This window comes from Pseudomonas sp. 008, from assembly GCF_016861935.1.
Taxonomy (GTDB): Bacteria; Pseudomonadota; Gammaproteobacteria; order Pseudomonadales; family Pseudomonadaceae; genus Aquipseudomonas.
In genome coordinates, this window is the sequence record NZ_BOMA01000003.1 from 371266 (window position 1) to 388297 (window position 17032).

21 protein-coding genes are annotated in these 17032 nt (G+C 58.8%); 10 read left to right on the forward strand and 11 right to left on the reverse strand.

The features are described from left to right. The first annotated feature begins 146 nt into the window (after positions 1–146). Positions 147–1085 carry a D-alanyl-D-alanine endopeptidase gene (pbpG, locus tag JUI81_RS08945; protein ID WP_019580006.1) on the forward strand — a complete coding sequence of 313 codons (939 nt, stop codon included), beginning with the start codon at positions 147–149 and terminating at the stop codon, positions 1083–1085. Positions 1086–1143: 58 nt separating this feature from the next. Here the strand turns inward: pbpG and JUI81_RS08950 are convergent, their stop codons facing one another. From JUI81_RS08950 to JUI81_RS08955, 3 genes are all read right to left on the reverse strand, one after another. Beyond that, positions 1144–1368, reverse strand: a complete 225-nt coding sequence (locus JUI81_RS08950) for a hypothetical protein (RefSeq protein WP_019580005.1) — start codon at positions 1366–1368, stop codon at positions 1144–1146. 12 nt (positions 1369–1380) lie between these two features. Next, positions 1381–1596 carry a DUF6021 family protein gene (locus JUI81_RS31780; protein ID WP_028941216.1) on the reverse strand — a complete coding sequence of 72 codons (216 nt, stop codon included), beginning with the start codon at positions 1594–1596 and terminating at the stop codon, positions 1381–1383. A 93-nt stretch (positions 1597–1689) separates the two neighbouring features. Continuing rightward, on the reverse strand, positions 1690–2418 hold the full coding sequence (locus tag JUI81_RS08955; protein WP_019580003.1) for a peptidase C39 family protein: 729 nt from the start codon (positions 2416–2418) through the stop codon (positions 1690–1692). Between the two features lie 172 nt (positions 2419–2590). On the opposite strand from JUI81_RS08955, the gene JUI81_RS08960 reads away from it, so the two are divergent. After that, the gene (locus JUI81_RS08960) at positions 2591–2761 is read left to right on the forward strand and encodes a hypothetical protein (protein ID WP_169342455.1); all 171 of its coding nucleotides are present in this window, start codon (positions 2591–2593) and stop codon (positions 2759–2761) included. A gap of 79 nt (positions 2762–2840) precedes the next feature. Here the strand turns inward: JUI81_RS08960 and JUI81_RS08965 are convergent, their stop codons facing one another. Both JUI81_RS08965 and JUI81_RS08970 read right to left on the reverse strand, forming a co-directional pair. Beyond that, positions 2841–3590 carry a TerC family protein gene (locus JUI81_RS08965; protein ID WP_018925415.1) on the reverse strand — a complete coding sequence of 250 codons (750 nt, stop codon included), beginning with the start codon at positions 3588–3590 and terminating at the stop codon, positions 2841–2843. A 28-nt stretch (positions 3591–3618) separates the two neighbouring features. Continuing rightward, complete coding sequence (locus tag JUI81_RS08970) at positions 3619–3861, reverse strand: hypothetical protein (RefSeq protein WP_007940414.1); 243 nt, start codon at positions 3859–3861, stop codon at positions 3619–3621. Positions 3862–4017: 156 nt separating this feature from the next. Here JUI81_RS08970 and nhaR point away from each other — a divergent pair, with 156 nt between their 5' ends. Further along, a complete protein-coding gene (nhaR, locus tag JUI81_RS08975; protein WP_018925414.1) occupies positions 4018–4917 on the forward strand; it encodes a transcriptional activator NhaR in 900 nt (299 codons plus the stop codon). Positions 4918–4921: 4 nt separating this feature from the next. Here nhaR and JUI81_RS08980 read toward each other — a convergent pair whose 3' ends face one another. Beyond that, complete coding sequence (locus JUI81_RS08980; RefSeq protein ID WP_028941214.1) at positions 4922–6076, reverse strand: MFS transporter; 1155 nt, start codon at positions 6074–6076, stop codon at positions 4922–4924. Between the two features lie 334 nt (positions 6077–6410). Here JUI81_RS08980 and sstT point away from each other — a divergent pair, with 334 nt between their 5' ends. Next, the gene (gene sstT / locus JUI81_RS08985) at positions 6411–7643 is read left to right on the forward strand and encodes a serine/threonine transporter SstT (protein ID WP_064618915.1); all 1233 of its coding nucleotides are present in this window, start codon (positions 6411–6413) and stop codon (positions 7641–7643) included. Between the two features lie 70 nt (positions 7644–7713). On the opposite strand, the gene JUI81_RS08990 is transcribed toward sstT, so the two are convergent. After that, positions 7714–8223 carry a DUF1993 family protein gene (locus JUI81_RS08990; protein WP_019579999.1) on the reverse strand — a complete coding sequence of 170 codons (510 nt, stop codon included), beginning with the start codon at positions 8221–8223 and terminating at the stop codon, positions 7714–7716. 127 nt (positions 8224–8350) lie between these two features. On the opposite strand from JUI81_RS08990, the gene JUI81_RS08995 reads away from it, so the two are divergent. Then, a complete protein-coding gene (locus JUI81_RS08995; RefSeq protein WP_204124124.1) occupies positions 8351–8998 on the forward strand; it encodes a YceH family protein in 648 nt (215 codons plus the stop codon). A gap of 189 nt (positions 8999–9187) precedes the next feature. Here the strand turns inward: JUI81_RS08995 and JUI81_RS09000 are convergent, their stop codons facing one another. Beyond that, positions 9188–9706: a cupin domain-containing protein gene (locus JUI81_RS09000; protein WP_028941212.1), complete on the reverse strand. Its 519-nt coding sequence runs from the start codon at positions 9704–9706 to the stop codon at positions 9188–9190. A 198-nt stretch (positions 9707–9904) separates the two neighbouring features. Beyond that, entirely contained in the window at positions 9905–10723 is an 819-nt protein-coding gene (locus JUI81_RS09005) for a shikimate 5-dehydrogenase (RefSeq protein WP_028941211.1), read from the reverse strand. 238 nt (positions 10724–10961) lie between these two features. On the opposite strand from JUI81_RS09005, the gene JUI81_RS09010 reads away from it, so the two are divergent. The 3 genes from JUI81_RS09010 (at position 10962) to JUI81_RS09020 (ending at position 12001) form a co-directional block, all read left to right on the forward strand. After that, complete coding sequence (locus tag JUI81_RS09010) at positions 10962–11330, forward strand: hypothetical protein (protein WP_019579997.1); 369 nt, start codon at positions 10962–10964, stop codon at positions 11328–11330. Positions 11331–11522: 192 nt separating this feature from the next. Beyond that, complete coding sequence (locus tag JUI81_RS09015; RefSeq protein WP_018925407.1) at positions 11523–11717, forward strand: hypothetical protein; 195 nt, start codon at positions 11523–11525, stop codon at positions 11715–11717. 101 nt (positions 11718–11818) lie between these two features. Further along, positions 11819–12001: a hypothetical protein gene (locus tag JUI81_RS09020; protein WP_007940423.1), complete on the forward strand. Its 183-nt coding sequence runs from the start codon at positions 11819–11821 to the stop codon at positions 11999–12001. Here the strand turns inward: JUI81_RS09020 and JUI81_RS09025 are convergent. After that, positions 11998–13059, reverse strand: coding sequence for an AI-2E family transporter (locus tag JUI81_RS09025; protein ID WP_204124125.1), 1062 nt, complete (start codon positions 13057–13059; stop codon positions 11998–12000). The two genes, JUI81_RS09020 and JUI81_RS09025, sit on opposite strands and share 4 nt — an antisense overlap. A 175-nt stretch (positions 13060–13234) precedes the next feature. Between JUI81_RS09025 and yegQ the strand changes: the two genes are divergently transcribed. Next, a complete protein-coding gene (gene yegQ / locus JUI81_RS09030) occupies positions 13235–14560 on the forward strand; it encodes a tRNA 5-hydroxyuridine modification protein YegQ (RefSeq protein WP_204124126.1) in 1326 nt (441 codons plus the stop codon). Positions 14561–14670: 110 nt separating this feature from the next. Here yegQ and JUI81_RS09035 read toward each other — a convergent pair whose 3' ends face one another. Continuing rightward, positions 14671–15387: a FadR/GntR family transcriptional regulator gene (locus tag JUI81_RS09035; RefSeq protein ID WP_019579994.1), complete on the reverse strand. Its 717-nt coding sequence runs from the start codon at positions 15385–15387 to the stop codon at positions 14671–14673. A 283-nt stretch (positions 15388–15670) separates the two neighbouring features. On the opposite strand from JUI81_RS09035, the gene JUI81_RS09040 reads away from it, so the two are divergent. Beyond that, complete coding sequence (locus JUI81_RS09040; protein WP_096479868.1) at positions 15671–17017, forward strand: MFS transporter; 1347 nt, start codon at positions 15671–15673, stop codon at positions 17015–17017. The last annotated feature ends 15 nt before the right edge of the window (positions 17018–17032 follow it).

Sequence of the window (17032 nt, forward strand, 5' to 3'; positions counted from 1 at the left end):
AAGGGTTACAGCATTAAATATTCTTCACTTTTACCCCCTGTCTTACAGGCGCCTATGGCTTTCCTGGCACATACTCCTAAAATGCGTCGTTTTTAAGAAACAGCCCGTTACAGAACGGCATATCCACCCTTTATGAGTCTGCCAGCGTGAAAATCCGTCTTTCCATCCTGAGCCTAGTTTTTGCAGTTACAGGGACTTTCATCACGCCAACGGTCAACGCCGCTGAAACCACCGCGGCACCACGAGACAATTCACAACTGAAGATCGCGTCCGGCAGCGCTTTGCTGATGGATCTGCAAACCAACAAAGTCATTTATGCCAGCAACCCTGATGTCGTCGTACCCATCGCCTCCGTCAGCAAACTGATGACCGGCCTGGTGGTCGTGGAAGCGCGACAGAACATGGACGAATACATTCCCGTCAACATCAGCGACACCCCGGAAATGAAAGGCGTGTTCTCCCGGGTCAAACTCAAAAGCGAATTGACGCGCCGCGAGATGCTGCTGATTGCCCTGATGTCATCGGAAAACCGTGCCGCTGCGACGCTGGCGCATCACTATCCGGGCGGTTATGTCGCGTTCATTGCCGCCATGAATGCCAAAGCCAAGGCGCTGGGCATGACCAGCACCCACTTCGTCGAACCGACGGGCCTCTCCCCGCGCAACGTGTCCACCGCCCGCGACCTGAGCAAACTGCTGATCGCCGCGCACAAGTACCCGCTGCTGACCGAGCTGAGCACTACCAAGGAAAAAACCGTCAGTTTCCGTAAACCCAACTACAGCCTGGGGTTCCACAACACCGACCATTTGATCAACAAGCCGAACTGGGACATCAAGCTGACGAAAACCGGTTTTACCAACGAGGCCGGTCACTGCCTGGTACTGGTGACCAGCATGGGCAACCGTCCGGTTGCGCTGGTGATTCTCGATGCCTTCGGCAAATACACACACTTTGCCGATGCGACCCGTATTCGCAACTGGGTCGAAACCGGCAAGAGCGCCAACGTGCCGTCCGTAGCCCTGCAGTACAAGTCCGACAAGAACCTCAAGCATCGCCAGAGCGGTGTGATTGAAGCCTCAAAATAAGGTCGAAACATCCGTAAATGAAAAGCCCCGAATATTCGGGGCTTTTTTTGTCCAGCGGTCAGTCATTGGGCAACGGCATCTGATCGTCATCCGGGATGCCATCCCCTGCACTCGGGTCTCGCCAGCCCTGCGGATGCTTCGTCGGCACCACCATCGGCCTGGCCAAGGGATCCCTTAACGGGCTGTCTGGGTCCATCACCGGGTCCACGTCCGGCTCAAGGGTTGTTGGAACACTGTCGGGAGAGTCCGGATGTTTGTCATCGAAGCTCGAATCGGTAGACATATGCACCTCTCACTAAGACTTGGGTCTCAGATTACCGAGCGGGTCGTAAGGCTTGGCCGGCTTCTTCTTGCCCTCCTCACCCGGTTTTACGTCCCTGGGCGCCCTGGCAGGTCCGATGGGGTCGACCTGAGGATCAGCAACGTCCGGAGAATCGGGGTCGAACCCCAACTCATTATCGGACGAATGCTCGGACGAGTGCGGGCCGTCGGGGGTATTGGGATGAGCCATGGGCGCCTCCTGGTCACGACCCGGCGAGAATCCGGGCCCTTTATATAAGAGACCAAAAACGCTGAGTCGTGCCTTGCAGATGACGAGCGGAACCTACTGCGCGGTCAGCGCCTTCTTCGCCCTGGCTGCCGCCTGCTCCTGACCCGACTGGGCAAGATCATTCGCCGCTTTCAGCCAGCGCTGTTGATCGACGTTGGCCGGAATCTGGTCCGGCTTCTGAATCAAAACGGCCCAACCGCCGGCACTCTCGAGCGCCGACTCAAAGGCGCTGAACCCCATCAGCAACCGACGATCCATCCCGGTGCGCAGCAACACGGTCTGCTTCTGACGGTTGTAACCGGCAAGAATGGCGTATCGCGGCCCGGCCCAGAACGCCGAGCCTTCGGTGATGCGCACCATCACCGGATAACCGGCCGCGACCTGGGTCAGCAGCGCCGGCAATTGGCTGTCGAGGGGATAGACCACCATTCCATATTCACGGGCGAGGTTTTGCATGTTCTGCTGCAACCGGTCTTCGGCACCCGGTAAATTCAGGGGCTTTTCGAGCAGCCCCGGAGTCATCACGATGCCTTGCTGGGACAACAGGCTGGCCAGCACTTGAGGCCCGCTTTGATAACTTTGCCCGCGGTAGAACGTACCGCTGAGTTCGACACGCTCCGGCAGACGCTTGATCTCAGGCGCTACGCTCCCCGCACAGCCAGCCAGGCCGGCAACGCAGCCAACGATCAGTGCCAAAGATCGAATTCGAGAAAATACCCGCACCATCATCACTCTCTTGTTCAGACGCCAGGCGCTCACGCAGCCGGCTTGGCCGTCGATCATAGGATGCCGCGCGACAACGGTATAGCCTTAAACCCGCAGTTGTTTGCATTTGATAGAGCGAACGGGTTGATGACAGGCGACCTTTGGTCAATAGCCTGAAACACAGCAACGGCTAGACTGTCCTTTACCAAGGAAGAGCGTGCGCCCGCTGCAGGGCAAAGAGGAGGCACTGATGAGCCTGACAATGACCATTGTGATGTTGATTTCCGGCTGGCTGGCAGTGGCTGCCGCCATGTTGTGGGGCGTTTTGCGCATTACCCGTCGGCACCATCACCACCCGGTTCAATCGGCGCCCGTGGCCAAATCCGATAAACCGGCTACACGCCCCGCCACCGCGCACTGACTGGCGCCTTTCAGTCGCACAAACAAAAACGGCCGCCTGGACTCTTGCGAGTTCAGGCGGCCGTTTCGTTTATCGGCGATTAAGCTTCTGCGGCTACGCGCCTCTGTTTGGCCCGCCGCGACAGCATGTTCAAGCCTTCGATCGTCGCCGAGAACGCCATGGCCGCATAGACATAGCCTTTCGGTACGTGGGCGCCGAAACCTTCGGCGATCAGCGTCATGCCGATCATGATCAAGAAGCCCAGCGCCAGCATCACCACCGTCGGGTTGTCGTTGATGAACTTGGCCAGCGGGTCAGCAGCCAGCAACATCACCAGGACCGATACCACCACCGCGATGATCATGATCGGCAAATGCTCGGTCATGCCCACAGCAGTAATGATGCTGTCGATGGAGAACACCATATCCAGCATCAGGATCTGACCAATGGCGGCGGCAAAGCCCAGGGTCACGGTCGAGGTGGCCGATGTCGGATCTTCCGGCGACGGGTCCATGCTGTGATGAATCTCGGTGGTCGCCTTCCACAACAGGAACAGGCCGCCGGCGATCAGGATCATGTCCTTCCAGGAGAACGCGTGGCCGAGAATGTCGATCACCGGTTCAGTCAACTGGACGATGAACGCGATGGTGCTCAACAGCGCCAGGCGCAGGATCAACGCCATGCCGATACCAATGCGCCGCGCCTTCTGGCGATGCTGTTCGGGCAGCTTATTGGTGAGGATCGAGATGAAGATCAGGTTATCGATGCCGAGCACGATTTCCATCACCACCAATGTGGCCAGGGCGACCCAGGCGGTGGGGCTTGCAGCGAGTTCTAAAAGGTATTCCATGGGTCAGTCCTGACTCGTTGTAGGCGGTTTAGATTTCCTGGGACGAAGAGTCGGTTTTGCCCGTCTCTTTGGCCGGTTGTTCTTTCTTGCTGATCAGGCCACTCGTGGCTTCGCTCAACGCTTGTTCGGCTGCTTTGTGGGTATCGTCAATCGCCTGTTTGGCGCTTTCGGCGGCCTTGCCCATCAATTGCTGAGCACTTTTCTCGGCCTGATCGCAACCGGCCAACACCAGTAAAGAGGTGATCAGCAGCGCGGTGGTTTTAAGCTTCATGATGCTTTCCTCGATAGAACAGACAGAACCCGAAAGGCGATCCGTCGATAGCGAGGCAGTCTAAAGAGGCAAACACTTCAGGAAAATTCGTATTTTCAGCGGTTATACTTCGATTTTTACGAATCCATAGCAAAACACACGCTACGGGGAGCATGAATGCTGAATTATCGACAGCTGCATTATTTCTGGGTGGTGGCCAAGACCGGCAGCATCGTGCGCGCCTGCGAGCAGTTGAACCTGACGCCACAGACCATCAGCGGGCAGATTTCCCTGCTCGAACAAACCTATGGCATTGAATTGTTTCGCCGGGTCGGGCGGCAACTGGAACTCACCGAAGCCGGGCGTCAGACCCTGCCCTACGCCGAGCAGATGTTTCAACTCGGGGGCGAGCTGGAGCTGATGCTGCGGGCGCAGCCCAATGAGCAACAGATTCTGTTTCGGGTGGGCGTCGCCGACGTGGTGCCCAAATCCATCGTCTATCGCCTGATCGCGCCGACCATGGAGTTGAGCGAGCCGCTACGCATCACCTGCCGCGAAGACAAACTGGAACGATTGCTCGCCGACCTGGCGATTCAACGCCTCGACCTGGTGATTTCCGACAGCCCGATGCCCTCGCATCTGGACATCAAGGGCTACAGCCAGAAGCTCGGCGAATGCGGTATCAGCTTCTTTGCCACCGCTGAACTGACGGCGCGATACGGCCAGGATTTCCCCCGCAGCCTGCACGGCGCCCCGTTGTTGATTCCCGGGCCGGAAACCGTGGTGCGCAGTCGCTTGCAACGCTGGTTTGCCGAACAGCAGATCCAGCCGCGAATCGTCGGCGAGTTCGACGACAGCGCTTTGATGCAGGCTTTCGGCCAATCCGGTAGCGGGATATTCATCGGCCCGAGCGTGATTGCCGACGAGGTGAAACGCCAATGCGGCGTGGAGTTGATCGGCCAGACCGACGCGGTGCGCGAGTCGTTCTACGCCATTTCGGTGGAACGCAAGGTCAAGCACCCCGGCATTGTCGCCATTACCGAAGGTGCCCGACGCGAGCTGTTCACCGAGATGTGAAGCCTCAGGCGCAGATTTCGCGAGGCTTGAAGGTCATCAGCGCCATGGCCAGGAGAATCGAAACCAGGATAAAACCGGCTGCGGCGAAACCCAGTCCGCCCAGGCCCACACTGTCGATCACCCGGCCGCCTACCATGGCGCCCAGGCCGATCCCGAGGTTGGCCCCGGCAATGTTCAGCGACGCAGCAAAGGCCGGCGCTTCAGGCGCAGCCTTCATCAACCGCACATGACTGACCAGGAATAACGCCGCCTGGGTCACACCCCAAATCCCCATCGCCGCCGCCAGCCCCAGTGGCGAGTGAATGTTCGGCACCAGCGTCACCATGCCGGCAATCATGAACGCGCAAAACGTCACCGAAGCGATCAGCGGGTGACGATCCACCGCGCGACCGCCCAGCGAGTTGCCGATCAGCCCGACCGCGCCGAAGCCCATCAGGCACCAGCCGACCACGGTGCCGTTGAAACCGGCGAGGCGTTCAAGAATGTCGGCCAGGTAGGTGTAGGCGGTGAACATGCCGCTGAACACCAGGATCGACAGCAGAACATGACCCAGCATCAGCGGGCTGCGCAGGATCTTGAACTGCGAACGGAAGCTCACCTGATGCTGGTGCAGGCTGGTTTTCGGCAAATAGATAAACAGCAGCAGCGCCTTGGCAAACGCGATCACCGCCAGAATGCCAAAGGCACTGCGCCAGCCGAATGCGTCGGAAATCAGCGTGCCCACCGGAATGCCGAACACCGTTGCGCAGACGATGCCGAAACCAATCTTGGCGATCGCCCGCCCGGCGTAGTCCGGCCCGACGATGTCCACGGCGGTTTCACTGGCCAACGCCCAGAACACCGGCAACCCCAGCGCCGGAATCAACCGGGCAATGGCCATCACCCAAATGTTCGGCGCAAATGCCGCCAGCGTGTTGGCCAGGCCGAACATGATCAATACGCTGATGAACAGTTTGCGTCGTTCAAACCTTGCGAAATACGCCGTCAGGAACGGCCCGAACGCGGCCACGGTGAACGCGAACAGGGTCACCAGCAAACCTGCTTGAGGGATGCTGACGTCCAGGTCACGGGCGATTGCCGGCAACAGGCCGACGATGATGAATTCCGTGGTCAGCACCGTGAAACCGGCGGCGGACAACAGAAGAATGGGCAACAGCATGCAGAACTCCAGGAAAACGACGACACCAGCGACAGCCCGAAGGCCCACTGGCAGAACTAGAAAATGAGGATGGCGAAGCTTAACAGAGTGTTTCCAAACGAAGTTGCACGAACCTGCAAATCGCGTTGAACAATCGGGCGGCAGATCGTCACAGGTCTGAAGGATCGCGGCTACGCTGTGATAAAGTCCGCGACCCGCGAGATTGACACCTTGCTCATCGGCCATTGATTGGCATTGATGTGGCGACCCCTTCGGTTCCCTCCATGTAGCCTGCCCGGCTTTTTGCTGCATGAGCCAAGGAACCCTGCACCCTAATAAAATCAGAGATACCGTTATGACCGCTTCATCCCCTTCTCTTTTGCAACGCCTGAAACGCAGCAGCCTGGTCACGCAAATCATCATCGGCCTGATCGCCGGGATTGCCCTGGCCCTGTTCGCGCCTGAGGTGGCGAAGTCCACCGCCTTCATTGGCAAAGTATTCGTGTCGGCGCTCAAGGCTGTCGCGCCGATTCTGGTGTTCGTGCTGGTCATGGCCTCTATTGCCAACCATAAACACGGCCAGGAAACCCATATCCGGCCGATCCTGTTTCTGTATCTGCTGGGCACCTTCGCCGCAGCCGTGGTTGCAGTGATCGCCAGTACGCTGTTTCCGTCGAGCCTGGTGCTGTCGACCCAGGACGTTGCGGTCACCGCGCCGGGCGGCATCAGCGAAGTGCTGCAAAGTCTGTTGCTGAGCGTGGTCGATAACCCGGTCAGCGCACTGATGAACGCCAACTTCATCGGCATTCTGGCGTGGGCGATCGGCATGGGCATTGCGATCCGCCATGCCGGCGAGACGACGCGCGAAGTGCTGGGCGACCTGTCCAATGGCGTGACCGTGATCGTGCGCCTGGTGATTCGCTTTGCGCCGCTGGGGATCTTCGGTCTGGTGGCTTCGACCCTCGCCACTTCCGGTTTCGGCGCATTGATCGGCTATATGCACCTGCTGGCGGTGCTGCTGGGCTGCATGCTGTTCGTCGCGTTGGTGATGAACCCGGTCATCGTGTTCTGGAAACTGCGCCGCAACCCGTATCCGCTGGTACTCACCTGCCTGCGCGAGAGCGGCATCACCGCCTTCTTCACCCGCAGCTCGGCGGCGAACATTCCGGTCAACCTGGAATTGAGCAAACGCCTGGGCCTGCATGAAGACACCTATTCGGTATCGATCCCGCTCGGCGCGACCATCAACATGGCCGGCGCGGCGATCACCATCACTGTACTGACCCTGGCCGCCGTGCACACCCTGGGCATCGCCGTGGATATTCCGACGGCCATTCTGCTCAGCGTCGTCGCGGCAATTTGTGCCTGTGGCGCCTCGGGCGTGGCGGGCGGTTCGTTGTTGCTGATTCCGCTGGCGTGCAGCCTGTTCGGCATCCCGAGCGAAATCGCCATGCAGGTGGTGGCGGTCGGCTTCATCATCGGTGTGTTGCAGGACTCGGCGGAAACCGCGCTGAACTCCTCCACCGACGTGCTGTTCACCGCGGCGGCTTGCCAGGGTGAAGAGTTGAAGGCGCAGCGTTTGGCGTAGAACGCACCGACAAAAACGAAAAAGCCCGCCAAGGCTTACACCTTGGCGGGCTTTTTTGTACCTGGGTGGTTTAGAACGCGCCCATGTAATCGCGCTTGCCCACTTCCACACCGTTGTGACGCAGCAGCGCGTAGGCGGTGGTGACATGGAAGAAGAACTGCGGCAGACCGTAGCTCAGCAGGTAAGCCTGGCCAGTGAAGCGCTTCTCTTTAGGGGTGCCAGGACGGGTCACGATTTCGATGCCTTCCTTGCCGTTGATTTGCTCGGGTTTGATCTCGCCGATGAAGGCCAGAACCTTGGCGATCAACGCTTGCAGTTCGGCGAAGGTGGTTTCGGTATCGTCGTATTTCGGCAGTTCGATTTCAGCCAGACGCGCCGAAACGCCTTTGGCGAAATCAACGGCGATCTGCACCTGACGCACCAGCGGGAACATGTCCGGGTACAGACGGGCCTGCAGGAATGCGTTCGGGTCGATGTTTTTCGCGGTAGCGTGGGCTTCGGCCTTGCTCAGGTTGTTGCTCAGGGCGTTGAGCATTTGCTGGAAAACCGGAACGGATGCGGCGTACAGGGAAATAGTCATGGCAGTCTCGTGTGGTGACAGGAGTAAAAAACGTGGAGCGATTATAGCCATGCCGGCGCGCCCTGCGACTTGTCTTTTATCCAGCAAGGATTAGGCTAGGCGGCTCGACTGCCTAGGGAAAAGCGCGATGAGCACTGAACAAGAGACGACCTTCGACGAACCGCGGCTCAACAGCACGGAAATCCGCATTTTGGGCTCGTTGATCGAAAAACAGGCCACCAGCCCGGAAACCTATCCGCTGACCCTCAATGCCCTGGTGATTGCCTGCAACCAGAAAACCAGCCGCGAACCGGTGATGAACCTCAGCCAGGGCCAGGTTGGCCAGAGCCTGCGCGCCCTGGAAGGTCGCGGCTTCACCCGGCTGGTGATGGGCAGCCGTGCCGATCGTTGGGAACATCGGGTCGACAAGGCGCTGGAACTGGTGCCGGCCCAGGTGATTCTGACGGGGCTGTTGTTCCTGCGCGGTCCGCAGACGGTCAACGAACTGCTGACCCGCAGCGGCCGCATGCATGACTTCGAAGATGCCGAACAGGTGCTGCATCAACTGGAGCGCTTGATCGCCCGAGGCCTGGCGCTGTTGATTCCGCGCCAGGCCGGCCAGCGCGAAGATCGTTACATGCATGCGCTGGGTGATCCGGCGGATATCGAAGCGATCCTCGCGGCCCGACAGAACCCGGTGGAACGTGGCACCGGTGGCGGTGTGTCGGTTGAGCGAATCGAAGAGCTCGAAGCGCGGATCGCGGCACTGGAAGAACGCCTGGCGCGCCTCGAATAAGGCCCTGTAGCAGCTGCCGAGCTTGCGAGGCTGCGTTCGGTGTGGGCCGCATTCGGACGGAGCCGTCGTGAATTCAGACGAATCGGTGTTTCAGGAAAAACGTGTATGCAGGGTTTACGACGGCTGCGCCGCCGAACGCAGCCTCGCAAGCTCGGCAGCTGCTACAGGAATGAGCTCAACGTTGAATGACTACTCCCCGTCCCAATAATCCACGCCATCAGCCTGCCTCGCGACGGCGACGAAGCCCGACGCATTGCCCTTGGCATCGACCTTGAAATCGTCCATCACCACGTATTTGCCGGAGTCCGGGTATTCGCAAATGTCCGGTGATTGTTGGCTGCTGACCGCCAGGTAGCGCAACTCGCCCTGGCTGTTGTTGATGATCTGATGCGCGGTTTCAGGCCCTCCCGCCGGGCAGGCGATCACGTCCCCGGCGCGGATCGGAAAGCGTTCGGTGCCAAGGCGAACCTCCCCTTCCCCGGCCACGATGTAGAACATCTCTTCGTTGACCCGATGGCTATGAAACGGACTGCCGCGCATGCCTGGCTCCAGGGCATACAACCGATAACCCAGCTTTTGCGCGCCCAGTTGCTGGCCAATGCGGGCCTGGCGTTGTTGATAGCGGCCGGCGGCTTCACCGGTGGGGGCAAAACCTTCGGGCAGCGGTACAAGTTCGACCTGATTCAGGTTGAGAATGGCGGGATGCATGGGAACCTCGGTCACGGTGACTGGAGAGCAAGTCTTCGCTTGCTGGCGAGCAGTATAGGCCGGGATATTCGCGGCAATGGCTGGAGACCGAGTCACGGCAATCGCGGGCAAGCCACGCTCCCACAAGGTCAGCGCAGAACCTGTAGGAGCGTGGCTTGCCCGCGAAGGGGCCAGTACAGCCAACACATTTGGGGATGATCAGCTCCGGGCAAACGCCACGGCCTTTTGAAACTGTTCATCGGTCGGCCGTACGCCGGTGTACAGCACAAACTGTTCCAGCGCCTGGATCGCAATCACTTCGAGCCCGGTGATGACTCGTTTGCCTTCAGCACGAGCACGCACGATCAGCGGTGTTTCCGAGGGAATCGCCACCACATCGAAGACCGTTTCGGCGGCAGCGATGGCTTCAGGGGGAAACGCCAGTTGATCGGCTTCCGGGCCACCGGTCATGCCGATCGGCGTGACGTTGATCAGCATCTGCGGGCGTTGGGCACCCAGTTCCGCCTGCCATTGGTAACCCAGCGATTCGGCCAGGGCACGCCCGGCGCGTTCGTTACGGGCCACGATCAGGCCGTTTTTGTAGCCGCCATCGCGCAAGGCACTGGCCACGGCCTTGGCCATGCCGCCGCTGCCGCGCAGGGCAAAGGTCGAATCCTTGGGCACCTGGTGGGTTTCAAGCAACTGGGCGACGGCGATGTAATCAGTGTTGTAGGCCTTGAGGTGGCCGTTGGAGTTGACGATAGTGTTGATCGACTGAATAGCCTCGGCCGATGCATCCAGCTCATCGACCAGCGCGATGCAGGCCTCCTTGAACGGCATCGACACGCCGCAACCGCGAATGCCCAACGCACGAATACCGCTGACAGCCCCCGTCAGGTCCTGGCTGCTGAAGGCTTTGTAGTAAAAATTCAGCCCCAGTTGTTCGTACAGATGATTGTGAAACCGCAGGCCGAAATTGCCGGGGCGCCCCGAGAGTGACATGCACAACTGGGTGTCTTTGTTGGGGTTCATCTGCATCCGAATCTCCTTCAGTAGCACTTTCAGATGGACGGAATTAACAATTCCACCTGATTGTGGTCGATCATAAGGGTATGTCTGTACCAGACAGCACCGTAAAGAAACCGGTACAGACCTTACACAAAATTTACCCAACGGCTGTGCTGATTTTCAAAAAATTGCTGTCTTAGAAGTATCCCCGCGACAACTTGTGTCTATTGCAGACGCAAGCGCCGGGTCGAAGAACCGAGGACTCATCATGATCCGTAAAATCCCCACAGTAGCCTTGCTGATTGGTGCTCTCGCTATCGCAGGGCAGGCAGAAGCAGGTGGTCGTGGCTGGGAAGGTCCGGCTGTGTTTGGTGCGATCGTCGGCTCGGCAATCATCGGCTCGGCAATTATCGGCCGCGACCGGCCGGTGTATGTAGAGCAACCGGTTTACGTTCAGCCTCAGCCGGTTTACGTACAGCCACCGCCCGTTTACTACCAACCGGCGCCGGTCTACGTCCAACAACCGATGTACTACCGCCCGGCACCGATTTATTACGGTCCACCACGCGGCTACTATGGCCCACCGCGCGGCTACTATGGCCATCCCCATGGTTATTACCGTGACGATCGCTGGTAACTGACTCATCAGGCCCCGCCTCAACAGCGGGGCCTTTTTTGTGGCCGCAAAGCGAGCGGAGTCTGAATAAATCTCGTCAAGGTCGCTATCGGGACAGTACCGGCAGGTAAAGTCGGTCATATTTATGTCATGACAGGCCCGCAAGCTTGATCTGTCCATAAACAACAGGTCGATAAAAACAAGGACGACTTCATGCCCACACAAAACCCGCACCGCATTGTCGGCTTGTGCACATCCAGCAAGGTGTACAACGCACTGACCGAGCTCAAGCACCTGGAAGGCCACCGCAGCGCCAAGTTTCTCTCGCTGCTGGCGGAAAACCTGGTGCGTAAAGGCCTGCTCAATGAGCAGGAAGTCGTGCATATGCTCGATCAAGTCGTGGACTGATCGCCAACACTCACTGGCATCAATGACGACTATCGAAAGCGTTGATTTTCCACTCAAGCGTCCGATCCGTAAGGTAACCCCATAGATTGATGGAGGTACTTATGGCTCAGGTTCAGATTATGTCCGTTATCGGCAGCGCCGTTCCCGCACCGCTCAGAGCGCTAGGGTTGCTTGCCTGCTGGTATCTCGTACAGGACGGCGAACCGATCAGCGGTCCGCTCACTTCGCTTCCCGACGCCCAAGCCCTGTCGCAACGTATCGGCTCAGGCCAGCTCAGCGCTTAAGGCAGCTGAACTCGCTGTTTGGTATCGACGAAAATCGCCCAGCTCGACATAAACAACGCGGCAATCAACGGGCCGATGACAAAACCGTTCAGGCCGAAAATCGCCAGGCCGCCCAGGGTCGAGATGAGAATCAGGTAGTCAGGCATTTTGGTGTCCTTGCCCACCAGAATCGGTCGCAGGATATTGTCCACCAACCCGATCACGAACACCCCGAACAACGCGAGCACCGCGCCCTGCCAGATCGCACCGCTGAGCAGGAAATACGCCGCCACCGGCACCCAGACGATACCCGCCCCCACCGCCGGCAACAGCGACAGGAATGCCATCAACACCGCCCAGAGCAGCACGCTCGGGATATCCAGAAACCAGAAAATCAACCCGCCCAACGCCCCTTGCGTGATCGACACCAGCAAACTGCCCTTCACCGTGGCCCGCACCACCCGATTGAATTTGAGTTGCAAGCGACGCTTCTGGTTATCTTCCAGCGGTATCGCCGCGCGCACTTTGCGCGCCAGTTCAGACCCGTCCCGCAGAAAGAAAAACAGCAGATACAGCATGATGAAAAAACCCACCACGAAATCGAACGTCCCCTGACCAAAACTGAACGCCTGAGACGCCAGAAACTGACTGCCTTGCATCATGCTCTTGATGATTTTCTCGCGAAGCCCGCTCAGCTCACCCATGCCGAAACGATCGAGCAAGTGCTGAAAGTACAGCGGCAGGCTGTGCTTGAACTGCGACACATGCCCGGCAATGTCCAGTTCGCCGCTTTCGATTCGACCATAAAGCGCCGCGCCCTCCTGAACCAGCAAGGTACTGATGATGATTACCGGCAGGATCGCAATCAGCACACATAGACTCAAGGTGCACAGGGCGGTCAGGTTGCGTGACCAACCGAATCTCAGCTGCAACTGATGCTGCAAGGGCGCAAAAAGAATGCCGAGGATGGCCGCCCAGAACACCGCACCGTAGAACGGCAGCAGAATCCAGACGAAGGCAACGGTCACCACAGCCAGCAAGACCATCAGCGAAGTGTTCTGGAGCTTCGTTTCGTTCATGTCCGGTCCATGCCAATGCGCAGAGGCGAAAATTCGCGTCCTTATGTTTAGTCCGCCATGGTTGTCGCGAGTGCCATCTGTTTGTTGGTCAAGCATAGATCCAGATCAATAAACCCCTCATGCAGGTCGCTTACCCTTGCCGGCTTTTGCGATCGACACTGCCATGACTTGCGCCATGCCTCTCATCCCCCCGGAACTGCTCGCCCCTGCCGGTACCCTGAAAAACATGCGTTATGCCTTCGCCTACGGCGCCGATGCGGTATACGCCGGCCAACCGCGCTACAGCCTGCGGGTGCGTAACAACGAATTCGATCACGCCAACCTCGCGCTCGGCATCAGCGAGGCCCAGGCTCAGGGCAAGCGTTTTTATGTGGTGGCCAATATCGCCCCGCACAACGCCAAGCTGAAAACGTTCCTCAAGGATCTGGAACCGGTGATCGGCATGGCGCCGGACGCGCTGATCATGTCCGATCCCGGCCTGATCATGCTGGTGCGCCGGCACTTCCCGCAGATGCCGATCCACCTGTCGGTGCAAGCCAACACGGTGAACTGGGCCAGCGTCGAGTTCTGGCAGCAACAGGGCTTGAGCCGGATCATCCTGTCCCGCGAACTGTCGCTGGAAGAAATCGCCGAAATCCGCCAGCACGTCCCGGCGATGGAGCTGGAAGTGTTCGTACACGGCGCGTTGTGCATGGCCTATTCCGGGCGCTGCCTGTTGTCGGGCTACATGAACAAGCGTGACGCCAATCAGGGCAGCTGCACCAATGCCTGCCGCTGGAAATACTCGGCGACAGCAGCCAGCGAAAATCTGCTCGGTGACATCGTCCAGCACTACTCACCCGAACCTACCCTGGGCCTCGGTACGCCGACCGATCAGGTGTTCCTGTTGCAAGAGGCCAATCGCCCCGGCGAACTGATGCCGGCATTCGAGGATGAACACGGCACCTACATCATGAACGCCAAGGACCTGCGTGCCGTCCAGCACGTCGAGCGCCTGACACAAATGGGCGTGCATTCACTGAAGATCGAAGGCCGGACCAAATCGCATTTCTATTGCGCGCGCACCACCCAGGTTTATCGCCGCGCGATCGACGATGCGGTGGCTGGCCGAGTGTTCGATCGCAGCTTGATGACTGATCTGGAGTCCCTCGCTCAGCGCGGCTACACCGAAGGTTTTCTGCGCCGGCACGTGCATGACGAATACCAGAACTACCAGAACGGCAGCTCGGTTTCAGAGCGCCAACAGTTCGTTGGGGAGTTGACCGGCGAACGCCGCGACCGGCTGGCCGAGGTACGGGTGAAGAATCGTTTTGGCCTGGACGATCACATGGAACTGATGACGCCCAAGGGCAACTTCCACTTCGACCTGCATCAACTGCAGAACCTCAGGGGCGAGGCGATTGAAGTGGCGCCTGGGGATGGGCACACGGTGTATTTGCCGATTCCGGATGCGGTGGATTTGCGTTATGGATTGCTGATGCGCGATATAGCGCCCCTGTAGGAGCGAGGCTTGCCCGCGAAGAACGATGACGCGTAATACCTGAAAAAACGCGGTGTATTCTTCGCGGACAAGTCGGATCGCCGCACTGCTCGCTCCTACGCACTGACGAATCAGGTCCCGCCCGCCGAAAAGCGGTCGCGGCTGTTGGTCAGGTGCAACCACATCGCCGCCCGCGCAGCATCCGGATCCTGGCGCTTGATGGCGTTGAGAATCGCCTCGTGTTCGAGGTTGGCGAGTTGCCCCAGCTTGCTCAAGTCCGCTGACCCGCGCTCGGCGGCATTGACGCGGGTGCGGGGAATCATCGCATTGCCCAAGTGCTGCATGATCTCTGTGAAGCATACATTGCCGGTGGCTTCGGCGATCAGCAGGTGGAAACGTTTGTCGGCCTCGACGCAGCTGTCATTGTTGGCCAGCAAACTCTGATAGTCATCCAGCGCTTCACGCATCTGCGCCAATTGCTGATCGGTACGACGCACCGCCGCCAGCGCGGCGGCCTGGGTTTCCAGGCCCATGCGCAACTCCAGAATGCTGCGCACCCCCAGCGCGGTATCGACATTCAGCCGCAACCCCTGCTCTGGCGCGCGCTCGATGACAAAGGTGCCGATGCCGTGACGGGTTTCCACCAGCCCTGAAGCCTGCAATTTCGAAATCGCCTCGCGCACCACCGTACGGCTGACCCCATGCTCCTGGACAATCGAGTTCTCCGACGGCAGCTTGTCCCCCGGCAGCATCTGGCCGAGCAGGATGCTCTGGGTCAGCTTGGCCACCAGATCATGAGCCAGGTTGTGAGCGCGCTTGCGGGCGGGTGCGTCGATGTCTTCTTGCATGGTGATTATCCGTAAAACAGGGCTATCCGGATCGTAGCACCGGAATCGATTGGAATCCCCAGAAAACAGCCTCAAGCTTGTATGACAACACTCAACAAATTGACCACTCGAACACCATCACAACCCCACACCCGACCCAAAAAAGCATAGAAACCACCCGACAAATAGCCATTTTATTGGACAACAGTGCTTGTCGAATCAAAAAAGCCAGTTGTATGATGTCTATCAACAACGCTACACCCAGCCACACCCCGCATAAAAATAACGAGTGGGAGAAAAACAAGTGAATACATCCATACCCGGGATGAACGATGGCGCCGATTCGGTCCTGAAGTCCGCCATCTCAAAAGTGAAACGCCACGTCCTGCCGCTGTTCGTGATCATGTTCATCGTCAACTACATCGACCGTGTGAACATCGGCTTCGTCCGCGCCCACATGGAACATGACTTAGGGATTGGCGCCGCCGCCTACGGCCTCGGTGCCGGTCTGTTCTTCATCGGTTACGCGCTGTTCGAAGTGCCCTCCAACATCCTCCTGCAAAAAGTCGGCGCGCGAATCTGGCTGACCCGCATCATGCTGACCTGGGGCCTGGTGGCCGCTTGCATGGCGTTCATCCAGAACGAAACCCACTTCTACATTCTGCGTTTTCTGCTCGGCGTGGCGGAAGCCGGGTTCTTTCCCGGGGTAATTTATTACTTCACCCGCTGGTTGCCTGGCGTGGAGCGTGGCAAGGCGATTGCGATCTTCCTCAGCGGTTCGGCGATTGCTTCGCTGATCTCCGGCCCGCTGTCGGGGCTACTGCTGCAAATCAACGGTTTGGGCATGCACGGCTGGCAGTGGATGTACTTCATCGAGGGCATGTTCTCGGTCGGGTTGTGCGTGTTCGTCTGGTGCTGGCTGGACTCCAAACCCCACGACGCCAAATGGCTGACCCTGGCCGAACAGAACGCACTGGTCAAAGCCATCGATGACGAACAACTGGCCCGCGAAGCCGCAACGCCGATCAAACCGTCGTTGGGCACACTGCTCAAGGACCGCCAGATCATCCTGTTCTGCCTGATCTACTTCTTCATTCAATTGACCATCTATGCCGCGACTTTCTGGCTGCCGAGCATCATCAAGAAAATGGGCGACCTGAGCGACATCCAGGTCGGCTTGTTCAACTCGATTCCGTGGTTGCTGTCGATCGTCGGCATGTACGCCTTTGCCTCGCTGTCGGGCAAATGGAAGCACCAGCAAGCCTGGGTCGCCACTGCCCTGCTGATCGCTGCGGCGGGGATGTTCATGTCCACCACCGGTGGGCCGATCTTCGCCTTCGTTGCAATCTGCTTCGCCGCATTGGGTTTCAAATCGGCTTCGTCGCTGTTCTGGCCGATTCCCCAGGCGTACCTGGATGCGCGGATCGCTGCCGGCGTGATTGCGCTGATCAACTCGGTGGGCAACCTCGGCGGCTTCGTGGCGCCGACCACCTTCGGTTTGCTGGAAGAACACACCGGTTCAATCCAGGGCGGGCTCTACGGCCTGGCCGCCACCTCGATCATCGCCGCGATAATCGTCTTCGCCGCGCGCAATAAACCGAAACCCGCACCGGCCGTTGCACTGGGCAAACCAGCGCCGAATCACGCTTGAACATTGGTTTAAAGG

What these genes read in the sequence shown, in the direction of transcription:
- JUI81_RS08950 (WP_019580005.1), bottom strand. Translation starts at nt 1,368, where the DNA reads ATGTCTACCGATTCGAGCTTCGATGACAAACATCCGGACTCTCCCGAC.
- JUI81_RS31780 (WP_028941216.1), bottom strand. Translation starts at nt 1,596, where the DNA reads ATGGCTCATCCCAATACCCCCGACGGCCCGCACTCGTCCGAGCATTCG.
- JUI81_RS08955 (WP_019580003.1), bottom strand. Translation starts at nt 2,418, where the DNA reads ATGATCGACGGCCAAGCCGGCTGCGTGAGCGCCTGGCGTCTGAACAAG.
- JUI81_RS08960 (WP_169342455.1), top strand. Translation starts at nt 2,591, where the DNA reads ATGAGCCTGACAATGACCATTGTGATGTTGATTTCCGGCTGGCTGGCA.
- JUI81_RS08965 (WP_018925415.1), bottom strand. Translation starts at nt 3,590, where the DNA reads ATGGAATACCTTTTAGAACTCGCTGCAAGCCCCACCGCCTGGGTCGCC.
- JUI81_RS08970 (WP_007940414.1), bottom strand. Translation starts at nt 3,861, where the DNA reads ATGAAGCTTAAAACCACCGCGCTGCTGATCACCTCTTTACTGGTGTTG.
- nhaR (WP_018925414.1), top strand. Translation starts at nt 4,018, where the DNA reads ATGCTGAATTATCGACAGCTGCATTATTTCTGGGTGGTGGCCAAGACC.
- JUI81_RS08980 (WP_028941214.1), bottom strand. Translation starts at nt 6,076, where the DNA reads ATGCTGTTGCCCATTCTTCTGTTGTCCGCCGCCGGTTTCACGGTGCTG.
- sstT (WP_064618915.1), top strand. Translation starts at nt 6,411, where the DNA reads ATGACCGCTTCATCCCCTTCTCTTTTGCAACGCCTGAAACGCAGCAGC.
- JUI81_RS08990 (WP_019579999.1), bottom strand. Translation starts at nt 8,223, where the DNA reads ATGACTATTTCCCTGTACGCCGCATCCGTTCCGGTTTTCCAGCAAATG.
- JUI81_RS08995 (WP_204124124.1), top strand. Translation starts at nt 8,351, where the DNA reads ATGAGCACTGAACAAGAGACGACCTTCGACGAACCGCGGCTCAACAGC.
- JUI81_RS09000 (WP_028941212.1), bottom strand. Translation starts at nt 9,706, where the DNA reads ATGCATCCCGCCATTCTCAACCTGAATCAGGTCGAACTTGTACCGCTG.
- JUI81_RS09005 (WP_028941211.1), bottom strand. Translation starts at nt 10,723, where the DNA reads ATGCAGATGAACCCCAACAAAGACACCCAGTTGTGCATGTCACTCTCG.
- JUI81_RS09010 (WP_019579997.1), top strand. Translation starts at nt 10,962, where the DNA reads ATGATCCGTAAAATCCCCACAGTAGCCTTGCTGATTGGTGCTCTCGCT.
- JUI81_RS09015 (WP_018925407.1), top strand. Translation starts at nt 11,523, where the DNA reads ATGCCCACACAAAACCCGCACCGCATTGTCGGCTTGTGCACATCCAGC.
- JUI81_RS09020 (WP_007940423.1), top strand. Translation starts at nt 11,819, where the DNA reads ATGGCTCAGGTTCAGATTATGTCCGTTATCGGCAGCGCCGTTCCCGCA.
- JUI81_RS09025 (WP_204124125.1), bottom strand. Translation starts at nt 13,059, where the DNA reads ATGAACGAAACGAAGCTCCAGAACACTTCGCTGATGGTCTTGCTGGCT.
- yegQ (WP_204124126.1), top strand. Translation starts at nt 13,235, where the DNA reads ATGCCTCTCATCCCCCCGGAACTGCTCGCCCCTGCCGGTACCCTGAAA.
- JUI81_RS09035 (WP_019579994.1), bottom strand. Translation starts at nt 15,387, where the DNA reads ATGCAAGAAGACATCGACGCACCCGCCCGCAAGCGCGCTCACAACCTG.